Source organism: Rhodoferax lithotrophicus, from assembly GCF_019973615.1.
Taxonomy (GTDB): Bacteria; Pseudomonadota; Gammaproteobacteria; order Burkholderiales; family Burkholderiaceae_C; genus Rhodoferax; species Rhodoferax lithotrophicus.
The window spans coordinates 77,959-95,264 of the sequence record NZ_AP024238.1 but is presented as its reverse complement, the minus strand read 5'-3'; the positions used below and the strand labels follow the sequence as shown (position 1 = coordinate 95,264).

11 protein-coding genes and 3 pseudogenes are annotated in these 17,306 nt (G+C 55.9%); all 14 read right to left on the bottom strand.

Going from position 1 to position 17,306, the window contains the following annotated elements:
- Positions 1 to 103: 103 nt before the first annotated feature.
- The 14 genes and pseudogenes from LDN84_RS00430 to tkt all read right to left on the bottom strand — a co-directional run bounded on the left by LDN84_RS00430 (position 104) and on the right by tkt (position 17,135).
- Positions 104 to 1,597 carry a methyl-accepting chemotaxis protein gene (locus tag LDN84_RS00430; RefSeq protein ID WP_223913268.1) on the bottom strand — a complete coding sequence of 498 codons (1,494 nt, stop codon included), beginning with the start codon at positions 1,595 to 1,597 and terminating at the stop codon, positions 104 to 106.
- Positions 1,598 to 1,651: 54 nt separating this feature from the next.
- Positions 1,652 to 2,215, bottom strand: a complete 564-nt coding sequence (locus tag LDN84_RS00425) for a chemotaxis protein CheW (protein WP_223906519.1) — start codon at positions 2,213 to 2,215, stop codon at positions 1,652 to 1,654.
- 12 nt (positions 2,216 to 2,227) lie between these two features.
- Complete coding sequence (locus LDN84_RS00420) at positions 2,228 to 3,886, bottom strand: methyl-accepting chemotaxis protein (protein WP_223906516.1); 1,659 nt, start codon at positions 3,884 to 3,886, stop codon at positions 2,228 to 2,230.
- Between the two features lie 204 nt (positions 3,887 to 4,090).
- On the bottom strand, positions 4,091 to 4,648 hold the full coding sequence (locus LDN84_RS00415; protein WP_255610436.1) for a chemotaxis protein CheW: 558 nt from the start codon (positions 4,646 to 4,648) through the stop codon (positions 4,091 to 4,093).
- Between the two features lie 12 nt (positions 4,649 to 4,660).
- A pseudogene (locus LDN84_RS00410) lies at positions 4,661 to 6,049 on the bottom strand (methyl-accepting chemotaxis protein); the annotation flags it as partial.
- A 198-nt stretch (positions 6,050 to 6,247) separates the two neighbouring features.
- Positions 6,248 to 8,959 (bottom strand): annotated as a pseudogene (locus LDN84_RS00405) (MCP four helix bundle domain-containing protein); the annotation flags it as partial.
- 149 nt (positions 8,960 to 9,108) lie between these two features.
- Positions 9,109 to 11,304, bottom strand: a complete 2,196-nt coding sequence (locus LDN84_RS00400; RefSeq protein WP_223906513.1) for a chemotaxis protein CheA — start codon at positions 11,302 to 11,304, stop codon at positions 9,109 to 9,111.
- 1 nt (position 11,305) lies between these two features.
- Positions 11,306 to 11,617 (bottom strand): STAS domain-containing protein, encoded by a 312-nt coding sequence (locus LDN84_RS00395; protein ID WP_223906510.1) that lies wholly within the window; start codon positions 11,615 to 11,617, stop codon positions 11,306 to 11,308.
- Entirely contained in the window at positions 11,614 to 11,982 is a 369-nt protein-coding gene (locus LDN84_RS00390; protein WP_223906507.1) for a response regulator, read from the bottom strand. Before LDN84_RS00390 ends, LDN84_RS00395 begins: the two co-directional genes overlap by 4 nt.
- A gap of 11 nt (positions 11,983 to 11,993) precedes the next feature.
- Entirely contained in the window at positions 11,994 to 13,139 is a 1,146-nt protein-coding gene (locus LDN84_RS00385; RefSeq protein WP_223906504.1) for a methyl-accepting chemotaxis protein, read from the bottom strand.
- Positions 13,136 to 13,567, bottom strand: coding sequence for a response regulator (locus tag LDN84_RS00380; protein WP_223906500.1), 432 nt, complete (start codon positions 13,565 to 13,567; stop codon positions 13,136 to 13,138). The genes LDN84_RS00385 and LDN84_RS00380 overlap by 4 nt, the downstream gene beginning before the upstream one ends.
- Before the next feature lie 133 nt (positions 13,568 to 13,700).
- Positions 13,701 to 13,865 (bottom strand): annotated as a pseudogene (locus LDN84_RS00375) (IS5/IS1182 family transposase); the annotation flags it as partial.
- A gap of 177 nt (positions 13,866 to 14,042) precedes the next feature.
- Complete coding sequence (gene gap / locus LDN84_RS00370) at positions 14,043 to 15,041, bottom strand: type I glyceraldehyde-3-phosphate dehydrogenase (RefSeq protein WP_223906496.1); 999 nt, start codon at positions 15,039 to 15,041, stop codon at positions 14,043 to 14,045.
- A gap of 39 nt (positions 15,042 to 15,080) precedes the next feature.
- Positions 15,081 to 17,135, bottom strand: coding sequence for a transketolase (gene tkt, locus LDN84_RS00365; protein WP_223906493.1), 2,055 nt, complete (start codon positions 17,133 to 17,135; stop codon positions 15,081 to 15,083).
- Positions 17,136 to 17,306 lie beyond the last annotated feature (171 nt).

The window sequence follows — 17,306 nt, the reverse complement described above, 5'->3', positions numbered from 1 at the left end:
GTCCTTGTTGATTTAATTTTTATTATTTTGACCTGTAGTGCTTGTCAAATAAGCGTCAGTAGCTATGAAATATAGAGTGATGTGGATACATTCACGCCATGACTCAAAGCTTGAAAAACAGCATGGTTTGCTGTAATTGTTCGGCCTGACTGCTCATCTCTTCACTGGTCGCAGCAAGTTCTTCGGAGCTGCTGGCATTTTGTTGCGTGGTCTGGTTCAACTGGCTCACCGCGCTGTTGATCTGGCCCACGCCACTGCTTTGCTCGGTGCTGGCGGCGGTAATCTCCTGCACCAGGTCACTGGTCTTGCGGATGTTGGGCACAATTTCAGCCAGCAATCGGCCCGCTTTTTCAGCCAGTTCCACGCTGTTGCCGGCCACTTCGCTGATTTCCTGTGCCGCCACCTGGCTGCGTTCAGCCAGTTTGCGCACTTCAGCGGCCACCACGGCAAAGCCCTTGCCGTGTTCGCCCGCACGGGCAGCTTCAATGGCGGCGTTCAGCGCCAGCAGGTTGGTTTGCGCGGCAATGTCGTCGATGATGCCGATCTTCTTGGCGATCTGTTTCATGGCCTCCACCGTAGCATTCACCGCTTCGCCCCCATCGACCGCATCCTTGGCCGCCTTGCTGGCCATGCCGTCGGTGATTTTGGCGTTTTCGGTGTTTTGCGCAATGCTGCTAGTCATCTGCTCAATGCTGGCACTGGTTTCCTCCACACCAGCCGCTTGTTCACTGGCGGCCTGGCTCAAAGACTGCGCGGTGGCACTGACTTCTTCAGAGGCGCTGGCCAGCGCCTGGGCACCACTGTTGACATCGGTCACCACTTGTGAAAGTTTTGCAACCATTGTTTTCAGGGCGTACAGCAGGCTGGAAGTGTCTTTGGCATGTGTCTTCAGCTCGATGCTCAGGTCACCTTGGGCCACCTTGGCGACCATCTCGCGGGCATAGTCGGGCTCGCCACCAAGTTGTTTGAGTACGCTGTAGATGATCCACCAGGCAATCAGCACAGCCAACACGGCGGACACCGCCGCAAGGGTCACCAGTGCGCTGATGTCAGTCTTGACCTCTGCTGCACCCTCCATGCCCACTTTTTCCACCAGTTTGGTCTGAAAAGAAATCATGTCGTTGATCGCCTTCAGGTAATTATTCTGACTGATGCGCAGCTCTCCCAGCATAAAAGCAACGGCTTCGTCCCGCTTGCTCGCCAGGATCAGTTCCTTGAGTTCCGACAAATTTTTCAGATAAGGCACACGCGCAGACTGTGCCAATTTCAAACTGGCTTTGCCTTCTTCCGAGGTGATACCCAACTCCAGTTTCTCAAAGTTTTCAGTGACGATTTTGCTTTGGGCAGGGATGCGATCCAGTTCAGCCTGAACCACTTTGGGGTCTTTGACCAACAAGGCGTTACGGGTCGAACGTGCGATCACGTTCACGGCATCAATGATGTTATTGGCCTGTACCGTTTTGGGAAACTGGTCATTCACCAGACGGTCAATATTGGTGGCACTGTCCTTCAACCCAGAATAAGACACAACTGTGCTGATCATCAAAAGAATGATCATTGCGGCAAAGCCCAAGCTCAGTCGCATCTTCAATTTCATCGACGTAAACATAACATTTCCCAACTTATTGATAAACGCTCTCAAGAAACCAACTTAAGTGGAACCCGGATGGACATCTGCCATGGCCGCAACCTGCCCCATTTGCCCGATTTCTTCCATCGAAAGCACCCGGTTGACGTTGAGCAGAATCACAAACTTGCCATTGACCTTGGCAATACCTTCAATAAAGTCCGAGCGAATCTTGGCACCAAAGGTCGGGGCAGGCTCAATCTCACTGGAGGGGATTTCCAGCACCGCCTGCACCGAATCCACCACAATGCCCATGTTCTGATACTCACCTTCAGTGGCCGTGGGGACTTCCACAATCACAATACAGCTGCTTTTGATGACTGGCGTGGAAGGCTTGCCAAAGCGGTTGGACAAGTCCATCACCGGCACCACCGCGCCACGCAGGTTGATGACCCCGCGAATACAGGTGGGCATCATCGGTACCTCGGTCAGGTTGGCGTACCAGATGATTTCCTTGATACACAGAATGCTCAACGAGAACATCTCGCCACCGAGGATGAAGGTCAGGTACTGTTTTTCCTCTTTAGCCCTTGCTGCATCTGCCTGAGCAGCTATATCTTTTGAGCTAGTTTGAACAAGCGTGTTCATGACAGACCTCGCTTAAAACTTGGTGAACTGAGATTCATCCAGCTCGGAGCTGACCGACTGCACCGCCTTGGGCACCGGCTTAAAGCTGGCAGCAGCCTTGGACTGCGCAGGCTTCTTGCTGCTGGCGCTGCTTTTACGCACGCTAAAACTGCTGCCACCACCAGCGCCACTGCTGTCGAGCTTGAAAAAGCCCATGGTGTGTTGCAACTGCTCGGCCTGACTGCTCATCTCTTCACTGGTCGCAGCAAGTTCTTCGGAGCTGCTGGCATTTTGTTGTGTGGTCTGGTTCAACTGGCTCACCGCGCTGTTGATCTGGCCCACGCCACTGCTTTGCTCGGTCGAGGCTGCCGTGATCTCTTGCACCAGGTCACTGGTTTTGCGGATGTTGGGCACAATTTCAGCCAGCAATCGGCCCGCTTTTTCAGCCAGTTCCACGCTGTTGCCAGCCACTTCGCTGATTTCCTGTGCCGCCACCTGGCTGCGTTCAGCCAGTTTGCGCACCTCAGCGGCCACCACGGCAAAGCCCTTGCCGTGTTCGCCCGCACGGGCAGCTTCAATGGCGGCGTTCAGCGCCAGCAGGTTGGTTTGGGCAGCAATGTCATCGATGATGCCGATCTTCTTGGCAATCTGTTTCATGGCCTCCACCGTGGCATTCACCGCTTCGCCACCATCGACCGCATCCTTGGCCGCCTTGCTGGCCATGCCGTCGGTGATTTTGGCGTTTTCGGTGTTTTGCGCAATGCTGCTGGTCATCTGCTCAATGCTGGCACTGGTTTCCTCCACACCAGCCGCTTGTTCACTGGCGGCCTGGCTCAAAGACTGCGCGGTGGCACTGACTTCTTCAGAGGCGCTGGCCAGCGCCTGGGCACCACTGTTGACATCGGCCACCACCTGGCTAAGCTTGGTGATCATGTTGCTCATGGCGTGCAGCATCTGACCTGTTTCGTCCTTGCTGGTCGCATCAATGCGCACCGTCAGGTCACCTTCAGCCAAACGGTTGGCCACGTTGAGTGCCTCAGTGACGGGTCGGGTGATGGAAAGGGTAAGCACCCAGGCCAGCAAGGCCCCAAGAACAATCGCCGCTGCAGCCAATGTCAACATCAACCGGCTGGCAGACTCGTACGCGGCAACCGCAATGGCATAGTCATCCTTGGTGCCAGCATCCTGGAAAGCCACGTTGTCATCAATAGCATCCTGCCATTTTTGGGCTGCCGGTGCTGCTTCTTCCAGCAGCACTTTGACAGCTTCAGGGTCTTTGTTGGCAAGTGCCAATTCGACCACTTTATCCGTGCCACCCCGTGCCTCTGTCGCAGCAGCCTTGATCTTGGCACGGAGCGCTTTACCCTTGTCACTGGCAGGCAGCTTTTCCAACGCGTCCCAGGTTTCGTTGTACTTTTGACGAATGGCATCGAGTTTTCTCTTCTCGCCAGCACTGGCCGCGGGATCATCCACCAGAATCATCGTACGGGTGAGCCGTACAGCGATGTGCACCGCCTCCGATAGCTCTGAATTGAGCTTGATTTTGACCATGTCGTCATTAACGATCCCATCAAGTCGCCCCTGCACATTGGTCATGCCGTTGATGCCGACAAAGGCAAGCGCAGCCATCAGAACCAGCACAATGACAAAACCCAGCGTCAGACGCAGGCCAATTTTCATATTTGCAAACATACTTATCCCTATTTAAAAAATTACGACTGACGCGGATTCCAAAACCTATGACATGAAAATTCACAACTACTGTCATTTTTGAATCTAATATGCCTATAGCCCTTATAAATATTGCGTAGTAAGCTACATTTTTTATAGTTTTCTATCCATTAACCTTGGTATTTCTACCCGCAAACCTCCTCGGATACCCCTCTTGCGGCTGACTCAAGTTGTGGTCATCTCAACCACCGCCGCAGCCTGCCCCATTTGCCCAATTTCTTCCATCGACAACACCCGGTTGACGTTCAGCAGAATCACAAACTTGCCATTCATTTTGGCAATGCCTTCAATGAAGTCGAGCCGGATCTTGGCACCAAAGGTCGGGGCAGGCTCAATCTCACTGGAGGGGATTTCCAGCACCGCCTGCACCGAATCCACCACAATGCCCATGTTCTGGTGTTCGCCCTCTACGGCCGTGGGCACTTCCACAATCACGATGCAGCTGCTTTTGATGACCGGGGTGCTTGGTTTGCCAAAGCGGATGGACAAGTCCATCACCGGCACCACCGCCCCCCGCAGATTGATGACCCCGCGGACGCAGGCGGGCATCATCGGTACCTCGGTCAGGTTGGCGTACCAGATGATTTCCTTGATGCACAGAATGCCCAGCGAGAACATCTCACCGCCCAGCATGAAGGTCAGGTATTGCTTTTCTTCCACGGCGGCTTGCGCCGCCAGTTGCCTGGAAGATGCCCCTTTGTCAGCTTTGACCAATGCACTCATGGTCTGCTCCGCTTAGAACTTGGTGAACTGGGATTCATCCAGATCACCTGCGTCACTGGTCGACAGATGCGACACCGCCGGTTTGGCCGTGGTGACTCTGGTGCTGGCGGTGCTCTTGTGCAGCTTGCCAACCACGACCTTGCCACGACTTGGACCACCCTCGAGTTTGAAGAAGGCCATGGTTTGCTGTAATTGTTCGGCCTGACTGCTCATTTCCTCGGAAGTGGCAGCCAACTCTTCGGAGCTGCTGGCGTTTTGCTGGGTGGTCTGGTTGAGCTGGCTCACCGCACCGTTGATCTGCCCGACACCACTGCTTTGTTCGGTGCTGGCGGCGGTAATCTCCTGCACCAGGTCACTGGTTTTGCGGATGTTGGGCACGATCTCGGCCAACAATCGGCCCGCTTTTTCGGCCAGTTCCACGCTGCTACTGGCCACTTCGCTGATCTCCTGTGCCGCCACCTGGCTGCGCTCGGCCAGTTTGCGCACTTCGGCGGCCACCACGGCAAAACCCTTGCCGTGTTCACCCGCACGGGCAGCTTCAATGGCGGCGTTCAGCGCCAGCAGGTTGGTTTGCGCGGCAATGTCGTCGATGATGCCGATTTTCTTGGCGATCTGTTTCATGGCCTCCACCGTGGCATTCACCGCTTCGCCACCATCCGCTGCATCCTTGGCCGCCTTGCTGGCCATGCCGTCGGTGATTTTGGCGTTTTCGGTGTTTTGCGCAATGCTGGAGGTCATCTCTTCAATGCTGGAAGAGGTTTCTTCCACCCCGGCCGCTTGTTCACTGGCGGCCTGGCTCAAAGACTGCGCGGTGGCACTGACTTCTTCAGAGGCGCTGGCCAGGGCCTGTGCGCCAGAGTTCACATCGGTGACCACGTCCGTCAATTTTTTGAGCATGTTGTTGACCGCAGACTTCAGGTCGTCCCAGGTGCCCTCGTAGTTTTTCTTCATCGACTGGGTCAGGTCGCCGCCTTCCATGGCTCCCAGCACATGGGTCAGCTCTTGCACCGGGGTGCTGACGGCCACCATCACCTCGTTCAAGCCGTTGACCACCTTGCGGTAGTCACCCAGGTGTTTGCTGGCATCGGCGCGGACATCAAGCTTGCCACCCACCGCTGCTTGTGACAACAGGTTGGCATCGGCGGCCAAGGCGTTAACGGCCTTGGCCACGTTGTTGATGGCCTGCTTCATCTTCTCGTGATCGCCCTTGTAGGTCTGGGCAATCAGCTCGTCGAGCTTGCCTTCGGAGATTTGCGCCAGGATGCGGTTGCCCTCACCAATGGGCAGCAGAATGGCATCAAGCATCTCGTTGACCCCTTTGATCACATCGGCATAGGCTCCCTTGAACTGTGCGGGTTTGCCGCGCTCGGACAACAATCCTTCTTTGGAGGCCTGGGTCAGACGCAGCAGCTCGGTTTGCAGGTTCATCAGCACCTTGGTGATGCCCACCAGGCTCTTGGCCACCACGTCGGACTCGCAGCGTACGTTGATGGCCACATCCAGGTTGCCGTCGGCAATGCCTTGAGCCGAAGCCGCCTGGGCATTGATAGCCTCAATGCAGGCGTTCAGGTTGTTCTTGAGCACGTTGAAGTCACCGTTGTAGGTGTCGGTGATCTTGGACGGGGTTTCGCCTTTGGCAATGCGATCCACATAACCTGCGGCCACGTTCAGCGGGCCTATGACCGCATCCAGCGTGTCGTTGACACCGGCCACCACTTTGCGGAAGTCGCCCTGGTGTTTGCTGGCATCGGCCCGGGTGGCGAGTTTGCCGTCTACCGCCGCCTTGGCCAGCAGGTTGGCATCGGCCACCAGCGCATTGACCGAATCCACGCAGGTGTTGAGGTTGTTTTTGAGGGTGTTGAAGTCGCCGTTGTAGGTGTCGGTGATCTTCTGTGGAATATCGCCCTTGGAGATGCGATCCACATAGCCTGCGGCCACGTTCAGTGGGCCAATCACGGCATCCAGCGTGTCATTGACCCCTTTGACGACTTTCTGGTACTCGCCATGGTGTTTGCTGGCATCGGCCCGGGTGGCGAGTTTGCCGCCCACGGCGGCCTCGGACAGCATGGTGGCATCGGCCACCAGTGCATTGAGCGACACCCCGACTTGCTGGAAGCTCTTGTTGATTTTGCCAAACTGGGTTTTGACTTCCAGCGTGTATTGATCTGCTTCTTGTGTCTGCAGATCCAGGTTGAGGTCACCACTGCTCAGGCGCTCCAGGTTCATGGCGACGCGCTGCACTTCTTTTTCGGTGTAACTCTTGACACCCAGGGTTGCGGAGAGATCGGTCACGGTTTCCACATAGCCCACCGCCTCACCTTTGGCATTGAGCACGTTGGCGGTGTCTTGTTTGCACTTCAGGTTGCCCCAGTCAAAGAAGCTTTCCTTGACGCCACTCTTGAGCTGCATGATGCCGCAGTTCTTGGTGTTACAGATGTTGGCATTGGCCGTGGAGCAGGGGCGGCCTACTGCGTCCTGGCGGTCGCGCACATAACCGCGCTCGACCATCAGTTTCTCGAACGCCTTGTTGAGGTAAGTCCATTTCATGTCCAGATCAATCACGTGGATCGGGAACGGAACGGCATCAATGATGGAGCGATACCACTCCAGTTTGTCGACCACCACATCCAGCGTGCCATTGGTTCCGGCGATGACTTTGTAGAAGTCACCCTGATGCTTGCTGGCATCGGCTCTAGTTTCAAATTTTCCAGCCAGGGCGGCCTTGGACAGCATGTTGGTGTCGGCCACCAGGTTCTGGATATTTTGTTTCAGAAGAACCAGGTATTCGTGAATCTGGTCGTCGTTGGAAGCTTTGCCCATGGTCGCGGTCATGTCGCCATTGGCTACTTTCGTCACATAGGTAATCAGTTCGCTCAACCAGGCGTGTACGCCGTTGATGGCTTGCTTCATCTTGTCGTGGTCACCCTTGCAGGCAATCTCCACCCGTTCGCGCAGGTTGCCGCCACGGATCAGGCTGAGCACACGGTTGCCTTCGCCAATGGGCAGCAAGATGGCATCGAGCATTTGATTCACCCCACCAATCACTTCGGCATAGGCCCCCTTGAATTGCTCGGGTTTGCCACGCTCGGAAAGGAGTCCGTCTTTGGACGCCACGGTCAGGCGTTGCAGCTCGGTCTGCAGGCTTTGCAGCACTTTGGTGATGCCCACCAGGCTCTTGGCGACCACGTCGGATTCTGAGCGCACGTTGATGGTCACACCCAGGTTGCCGTCGGCAATGCCCTGGGCGGAAGTGGCTTGGGCGTTGATGGCATCAATGCAGGCGTTCAGGTTGTTTTTGAGGGTATTGAAGTCACCGTTATAGGTGTCGGTGATCTTGGGTGGGGTTTCGCCTTTGGCGATGCGATCCACATAGCCTGCGGCCACGTTCAAGGGGGTGATGACAGCGTCGAGGGTGTCGTTGACCCCTTTGACAATGCCCTGGAAGTCACCCTGGTGCTTGCTGGCATCGGCTCGGGTGGCCAGTTTGCCTTCCACCGCGGCTTTGGACAGCAGAACAGCATCAGCGGTCATGGCTTGTACCGCGCCTTGCAGGCTGCGCATCGCATTGGCCAGCATGCCCATTTCGTCCTTGCTGTTGAGTTCGAGTTTGAAGCTGAAATCGCCAGCGGCCATCTTGTCCGCACTCTCAACGATCCGCCTGGTGGGGCCGGTGATGCTGCGCACAACCATGAATGCCAACCCAGCACCTAACAGCACAGCAGCAATCAAAGCACCAAAGATCCACATGCGCGATGAGGCATACAGTGCATCGCCAGTTTTGCTGGAATCTTTGCCGCCCTCTACATTCAATTCGACCAATTTTTGCAGGTCAATGCTGGCCTCGTCGAATTGTTTTTGCGAATTCCCGCGGATCAGTGCTTTGGCCTCATCGTTTTTATTGGCCCGGGATAGGGCAAGCAGTTTGTTGTGTTCTGCTAAATAGTCATTCCAGTTGCTTGTGAACAAGTCATATATTTTTCTTTCCTCAGCTGAGGATATTAATTTTTCGTATTCACTTCTATTCTTTTCAATGACCGATGTTATTTTTGAGAGGTCTTGCTCGTATTTGCTCATGTCCTTGTCATCTGTGGACAAAATGTGCTGTAGCTCGGCAATTCGAAAATCAGAAACATTGGTATCCAGCGCCGAGGTGACACGGACACTGGGCATCCAGTTGATTTCCATGTCCGTCGAGGTCTGGTTAACTTTCCCTAATTCAAATACGGAAAACAGGCCAATAAACAGGGTGAGTGATAAAACCACAATGAATGAAAGTGCCAGTCTCATCGAGATTTTTAAATTTGAAAACATGATGATTCCTCTTTAAATTTGGAAACCCGCTTGCTGTTCATCTGCACAATAAATACTTAAAAAGAATGTGCTCACAAGTTGACTGACATATCCCTTGGCCCATGGACGATGTCTTGCGGACTGCATATCCCTGTTGTCGGTGCGTCTGTTCATGGTGTCTGCCCCTCGTATTGCTCGACGCGGCTAGATGCTGGCATGCCAGTTTTTACGGCGTTGATGCTGCGGCGCACCAGTTGCGGCACATCCAGAATCAGGGCCACATCGCCGCTGCCCAGAATGGTGGAGCCGCTGATGCATTTACTCTGCGCAAACATCTGGCCCAGCGGTTTGATCACGGTCTGAAACTCGCCCAGCAAGGTGTCCACCACCAGCCCGGCTTTTTGCCCGGCGTGTTTGAGTACCACGATGTTTTCGCCCTTGGCCGGTTTGCCTGGAACCGAGAACAGTTCGCGCAGGCGGATGAAGGGCAGCACCTGACCACGCAGGTTGGTGTAGTCGTGCCCTGGCTCGGCGCTGTAGGCCACACACTCTTCGATCATGTCCAGCGGAATGGCATACACCGCCTTGTCTACGCCGACCAGGAAGCCGTCAATGATGGCCAGTGTCAGCGGCAGGCGTACCGTCACCTTGGTGCCCACACCTTCTTCACTGGCAATGCCTACCGTCCCGCGCAGGGCGGTGATGTTGCGTTTGACCACATCCAGCCCCACGCCCCGGCCAGACAGGTTGGTGACCTTCTCGGCGGTAGAAAAACCGGGCTCAAAGATCAGTGCATAAATTTCACTGTCGCTCAAGTGGTGACCCGGCTCAACCAGCCCACGCTCGATGGCTTTGGCCAGAATACGGTCTTTTTTCAGACCCCCGCCGTCGTCTTGTACGGTAATCACAATCGCGCCACTGTCGTGAAAGGCATTGAGCTTCAAGGTGCCTTGTGTTGGTTTGCCGCGTTGTTGGCGTACCTCGGCGCTCTCAATGCCGTGGTCCATGCTGTTACGCACCAGATGCATCAACGGGTCGCCAATTTTCTCGACCACGGTTTTGTCCAGCTCGGTGTCTTCGCCGTCAATGACCAGCGCCACATCTTTGCCCAGGTCACGCGACACATCGTGCACCACGCGCTGAAAGCGGCTGAAGGTGGCCCCAATACGCACCATGCGTAATTGCAGGGCGCTGTCGCGCACTTCTTCCACCAGCGTGGCCAGTTTGGAGGTGGCTTCCGTCAGCTCAATCACCTTGGAGCGGTGGGCAATCATGTTGACACTGGCCCCGGCAATGATCAGCTCACCTACCAGGTTGATCAGCTGATCCAGCTTGTCGGCATCCACGCGGATGGATTTGCTCTCGGCCGCGCCCATTTCCTTGACCTGCTTTTGCTTGGTGAGTGCAGCTTCCACCACCTCTGGCTGCACCGAGCCTTGTTCCACCAAAATGGTCCCGATGGGTTTGGCAGGCACATCCACCTGGGTGTTGAGTGCCATGTCCAGCTCTTGGGCGGTGAGCGTGCCGCAACGCACCAGCATGTCGCCCAGGCGGGCTGCTTCTCCTTGCTGCAGGCTGATCAGGCGGATGTATTCGGAAATACGGCTGTGCGGTGGCAGGATCACCAAGCGGCAGTCGTCGCGCACAAACTCAAACACACGTTCAATGGCCGCTTTGTCCACCTGGGTTTGAAACGCCATCTCAAACCCCAGGTAACACAGCTCGGGGTCCATCAAATCAGCTGTTGGCAATGCATCGGTCAGGGTCTCAATCGCCGAAATCTTGCCCATGGTATTGAGATAACGAATAAACGACAGCGGGTCCATGCCATTACGCAGCACATCGGCCCCAAAACGCACCGAAATGTGCCAGTGATCCGCGTGAACGTTGTCGCTATGGATACGCTGCACATTTTCAGCATCATTTTGGCCTGTAGCGCTTGTAGATATTGCGCTGGTAGCTTCTTTTTTAGGAGTATCCAGGTAGGCGCGTAATTGGACTATCAGCGGTTCACCCTGGACTTGCAGCTCGGGTGTGCCATGTAGCTCACCCGCGGCAATGCCGTCCACCAGCGCACCCAGATGGTCACAGCAGGCCAGCATCAGCACCACCAGCTTGTCCGCCAGCACCAGCTTGCCTGCGCGCACCTTGTCGAGCACACTTTCCACCACATGGGTAAAGGCCACCACATGGTCCATGGCGAACAGGCCGCTGGAGCCTTTGATCGTGTGGGCAGCGCGAAAGATGGCATTGATCAGTTCGTCTTTTTCTGCTTCACCCTCCACGGCCAGAAGGGCGGTTTCCATGTCTTCAAGCAATTCCCGACATTCAACAATGAACGTCTCCAGTGCGTCATCCATATCCATGTCAGCTCCTTGGGGTTGCAGCATTGGCGCTGGAATCCATCACCAGAGGGTCACCAAAATAAGCCGCTACGTTGAGTAGCTCAAACACCTCCAGCACCGCCGGGCTGTGCCCGACCAGCCGTACATCGCGGTTTTGCAGCCGTGCGGTTTTTTTGGCCAGCATCAGCAGTTGCACGCCCGCGGTGTCCAGATCAGTGACACCGGACAAATCAATCTCGTCGATGGGCGGTTCCGCCAGCAGCAAGGGCTTGAGTTCCATCGCGCGAAAGATGGTGAGCTCGCCCTGGATGCGCAGGGGGTTGGTGGTGTTCATGGCAGGCACAGCCGTTGCACGGCGTTGACCAGTTGTTCGGGTTGAAACGGTTTCACCACCCAGGCGCGTGCGCCTGCGGCCTGGCCTTCGCGCTTTTTCTCTTCGGCCGACTCGGTGGTGAGCATGATGACCGGGGTGAATTTATAGGCCGGCATTTGTTTGACGACTTTCAGGAAGGCAATGCCATCCATGACCGGCATGTTCACGTCGCTGATGATCATGTGCACCTTTTGACCGGTGAGCTTGGTGAGCGCGTCTTTGCCGTCGCAGCCCTCGATCACGTCATAGCCTGCACCTTTGAGTGCAATGCTGACCACCCGCCGCATGGAGGCGGAATCGTCAACGACCATTATGAGTTTTGCCATGTTTTCATCCTCTAGAAAAAGCTGATGTCGGTGGTGCCGCTTTGCTGAACCTTGCCACCTTCGTGAATGACGTGCTGGTCGGCCATCACATAGGTTTTCTTCAGCTCGGCTAACAGCAGCTCGGCATCGGGTGCTTGCAACAACTGGGTTTGGCTGTAGTGCTGGCTTTGGTCTTGCAGCATCTGTGGCAGGCGGTCCATGTTCTTGTGTACCTGCGTCATGATCTGGCTTACCCGATCCTGGAACTGCATTTCGACCAACGCCTGGTTCACCTCAACCTGGATACTCATGCTCTCGGTTTGCAACAGGTCACTGGAGTGCTGAAAGGCTTCGGTCACGCCTTTGAAGTCACTCATGACCCGATCAATGGTGGCATGCACGGCTTGCAGGGAGCCATCTTCCGCCGATACCGATTCACGCACCACGGTGCAGGTGTCGATGATGGCGCTGTTGATGATGTTGACCTTTTCGGCGATTTTGCGACCTGTGTCGCCCGATTGGTTGGACAACATGCGGAACTCTTTGGCTACCACCGCAAAACCACGGCCCAATTCACCCGCACGGGCCGCTTCAATAGCGGCATTCAGCGCCAGCAGGTTGGTTTGCTGGGCAATGCGGGCCACGTCAGAGGCCATGTCCTGGAGTTCCACAATAAAGCGATCCAGCCCCTGCACTTTGGCCAGCATGTTTTCCATGCTGGCCATGGCGGATTCCTGTACCGTAATCATGGCCCGCAAATCGGCTTCACTGCGGTTAAAAAGTGCCCCCAAGCCACTGCCCTCAATGCTGTCGGTGGACCGGGTGGCGGTGTGCAAGGCGGTGTCGAGCTTGTCCACAATGCCACCAAACCGTTCTGACAATGCATTCACGGCAGATTCCATCTGACTGCGCGACGATTCAATGTGGTTTTGCCAGACCGGTATCACTGCCTTGCCAAAGTTGGCCTGGGCAGTCAGGTAATCGGCCATCGACTGCTGTTGGATCAAGCGCAATGACTGCAGTTTGATACTGAGCAACACACTCAATGCCAGTATCACCAAGGCCAACACGCCAGGCAGCCAGTCCAGCCCACCAGCCAACAACACAGCGGCACTGCTGACCAGCCCGAAAGCCAGACACCCTACAAGCTCTGGATGGCGGTGAAACAGGTTGTTCATGTGGCCGCCTCTGTAGGTTGTTGAGGGTCTTGTTCGGGTGTCTCTTGTTGCGTTCGGACCATGGTTGCTGCAAGTTGGGTGATGATGGGGATCAGGTCAACGACAAAATTGGCTTTGCCCACCAGGGACACAGCACCGAGTTCACGTGCCGCAGTGCGGTATGAATCGTTGTCATGCAAAGATAAAAAAAGAATGTGCGGCGCGTGAGGCCAGGTTCTCAACTGGGCCGCGACCTCCAGGCCCGTCATGTGGGGCATGACAATGTCCAGCAGCACCAGGTCGGGGTGCAGCGCTTTGACTTGAATCAAGGCCTCGGCACCGCTGGTGACCTGACCAACCACTTCAGTGTTGGGCAACAAGGCCAGACACTGGCTGACAGCGGTCATGAATGTGAGGTTGTCATCCACCAACAAAATACGCAGACTCATGATGTGACCCTGTCTGTGTGTTGATTTGAAATGTTTTCTGACATGGCACCCACTGTAGGCGCATGTTGGTGCCATGAACATCAGGCCAATACCTGAGAAAGCAGGAGGAAAATACCTGAGAGCCGGTTGATGATCTCCGAACCCACAGGATCAGGCAAGTCAGATGAACGAACGGCAAGCTGGTGTTGAGCTTTCGTTCACAGCTCTTCCACAAACGCCGACATTTCTCCAGCCATGCAAAGGAATGCGCCACCACCCAGCGCTGGGGTATCACACGGTCGGTGTTTTTACGCTTTGCGCATCAATGATCAAAAGCTTGTCAAGACACCTCGCCCCTGTTTCGGTCGGGTCGCGTCAACCCGATTTTTTAAAGCCCGCGCCAGTACGCTGATTCCGTCCTCGCCCTTTTTTTGCATACAAAAAAGCCCACACCGACAATGGTGTGGGCTTTGACTTTTATTGAGACGGGAATCAGTTACTTGGCAACCACGCGCACCATTTCCAGACACTTGTTGGAGTAACCCCATTCATTGTCATACCAGCTCACCAGCTTGACAAAGGTGCCGTCCAGGGCAATGGAGGCATCGGCATCAAACACCGAGGTGCGGGTTTCACCACGGAAGTCGGTGGCCACCACTTTCTGGTCGGTATAACCCAGCACGCCCTTCAATGCACCTTCGGACTGGGCCTTGATTTCGGCGCAGATTTCAGCCATGGTGGCGCTGGTGTTGAGTTCACAGGTCAGGTCCACCACCGACACGTCGCTGGTCGGCACCCGGAAGGACATGCCGGTGAGCTTCTTGTTCAGCTCAGGAATCACCACACCCACCGCTTTGGCCGCGCCGGTGGAAGAGGGAATGATGTTTTCCAGAATGCCACGGCCACCGCGCCAGTCTTTGTTGGACGGCCCATCCACGGTTTTTTGTGTCGCAGTAGCGGCGTGTACGGTGGTCATCAAACCGCGTTTGATGCCAAACTTGTCATGAATCACCTTGGCCAGGGGAGCCAGGCAGTTGGTGGTGCAAGAAGCGTTGGAAATGATGGCCTGACCAGCGTAGGTGTTGTGGTTCACACCAAACACAAACATCGGGGTGTCGTCTTTGGAAGGCGCCGAGAAGATGACCTTTTTGGCACCGGCTGCCAGGTGTTTTTCGCCACCGGCCTTGTCCAAAAAGATACCGGTGGATTCGATCACGATGTCGGCACCGACTTCGTTCCATTTCAGGTTGGCTGGGTCACGCTCTTGTGTCAGGCGGATCTTTTTGCCATTCACCACCAGGGTGCTGCCTTCCACCGAGACTTCACCCTTGAAGCGGCCATGCACCGAGTCGTACTGCAGCATGTAAGCCAGGTATTCTGGTTCCAGCAGGTCATTGATGGCAACGACTTCGATGTCGCTGAAATTTTGCAGGGCCGAGCGCAACACGTTGCGGCCGATGCGGCCAAAGCCGTTGATACCAATCTTGATCGTCATAGGGTTCTCCAAAAGTTAATGAATCAAAAACAACCGTAATTACTTGCGAAGCACAGCCTCGACCGTGTCCGCCACATTCTCAGGCGTAAAACCAAAGTGCTTGAACAACACCGGCGCAGGGGCGGATTCACCAAAGGTGTCAATACCCACCACGGCGGCGCAGCCGTATTTCCACCAGCCATCTGTCACACCCATTTCCACCGCAATACGCGGCAAGCCCTTGGGCAAAACCGCCGTCTTGTAAGCCACATCTTGTTGATCAAAAGTGGTGTTACTCGGCATGGAAACTACACGGACAGCTATCTTTCGTGTAGCAAGAAGCTCTTGTGCCTTCAAGGCCAGTTGCACTTCCGAGCCAGTGGCGATGATCACCGCCTGGGCTTTTTTCTTCAAACCCACTTCGGTGGGTTCGGCCAACACGTAAGCCCCTTTGCTGATGTCACCCAGGCTGGCCTTGGGCGCATAGCTGATGTTCTGGCGGCTCAGCAGCAGTGCTGTGGGCTTGGTCTTGTTTTGCAGGGCCACGGCCCAGGCCACGGCGGTCTCGGCTGTGTCACCCGGACGCCACACGTCCAGGTTGGGAATCAGGCGCAGGCTGGCGGCGTGCTCAATCGACTGGTGGGTCGGGCCATCTTCGCCCAGACCAATACTGTCATGGGTGAAGACATGCACCACGCGCAGCTTCATCAACGCGGCCATACGGATGGCGTTGCGGCTGTAGTCGCTGAAGGTCATGAAGGTGCCACCGTAGGGGATATAGCCGCCATGCAGCGCCACACCGTTCATGATGGCAGCCATGCCGAATTCACGCACGCCGTAGTTGATGTGGCGGCCCCCATTGGGTACGCCCTGGTCATCCACCCGCAAGGCGGGGGTGCTCTTGGTGTTGGTCAGGTTGGAGCCGGTCAGGTCGGCCGAACCACCCAGCATCTCGGGCAGAGCTGCAGTGAAGGATTCCAGCGCCAGCTGGCTGGCCTTGCGGCTGGCCACGGTCTCCATCTTGGTGTGCGCGGCCACTGCGGTGTCCACCGCCACCTGGGCAAAGTTTTTCGGCAGTTCACCCTTCATGCGGCGTGTCAGCTCTTTGGCCAACGCCGGGTGGGCGGTCTTGTACTTGGCAAAGGTGTCGTTCCAGGCTTTCTCGGCGGCACTACCAGCAGCTTTGGCATCCCAGGCGGCAGCGATGTTTTTGGGGATCACAAACGGGGCATGCGGCCAACCAATGGCTTCGCGGGTGAGCCCGATTTCTTCCGCACCCAAGGGTTCGCCGTGAGCTTTGGAGGTGCCTGCGCGGTTCGGGCTGCCCGCACCAATGGCGGTTTTGCAGATGATCAGCGTGGGTTTGTCGGTGCATTCCTTGGCGCGGGCAATGGTTTGGGCCACCAGCTCCGAGTCTTGCCCATTGATAGGGCCCAGCACATTCCAGCCGTAGGCCACAAAACGCAGCGCCGTGTTGTCAATGAACCAGGGGCTCACCTGGCCATCAATTGAAATACCGTTGTCGTCATACAAAGCAATCAGCTTGCCGAGCTTCCAGGCACCAGCCAGGGCCGCGGCTTCGTGGCTGATGCCTTCCATCATGCAGCCGTCGCCCAGGAAGGCGTAGGTGTGGTGGTCCACCACCTGGAAACCTTCACGGTTGAATTCCTGGGCCAACAGTTTTTCGGCCAACGCCATACCCACCGCGTTGGTGATGCCCTGACCCAGCGGGCCGGTGGTGGTTTCCACACCGGGGGTTACATCCACTTCCGGGTGGCCTGGGGTTTTGCTGTGCAGCTGGCGAAAGTTTTTCAGCTCTTTGATCGGCAGTTTGTAACCTGTGAGGTGCAGCACCGAATACAGCAACATGGAGCCGTGCCCATTGGAAAGCACAAAGCGGTCGCGGTCAAACCACTTGGGATTGCCTGGGTTGTGCTTGAGGTGGCTGCCCCACAAGGCCACGGCCATGTCAGCCATGCCCATGGGGGCGCCCGGGTGACCGGAGTTGGCGGCTTGTACCGCGTCCATGGTCAAAGCGCGAATGGCGTTGGCCATGTCAACGCGGCTGACACCCGCTGGTGTAGTGACTTGGGGTGTTGGGGTGGGTTCAGCCATGGGAATGCTCCGGGAATTGACGGTAAATCAAATAAGGTAGCCCGCGATTTTATGGTGCATACCAGAACCTACGCCAATTTTCACAAAAACAGCTGCCCTCAGGACACGCGGGCAATCAGCTTCGGTGGCACGTTTGGGCTATGCTTGTCACACCCAAATGAATCCCCCGCC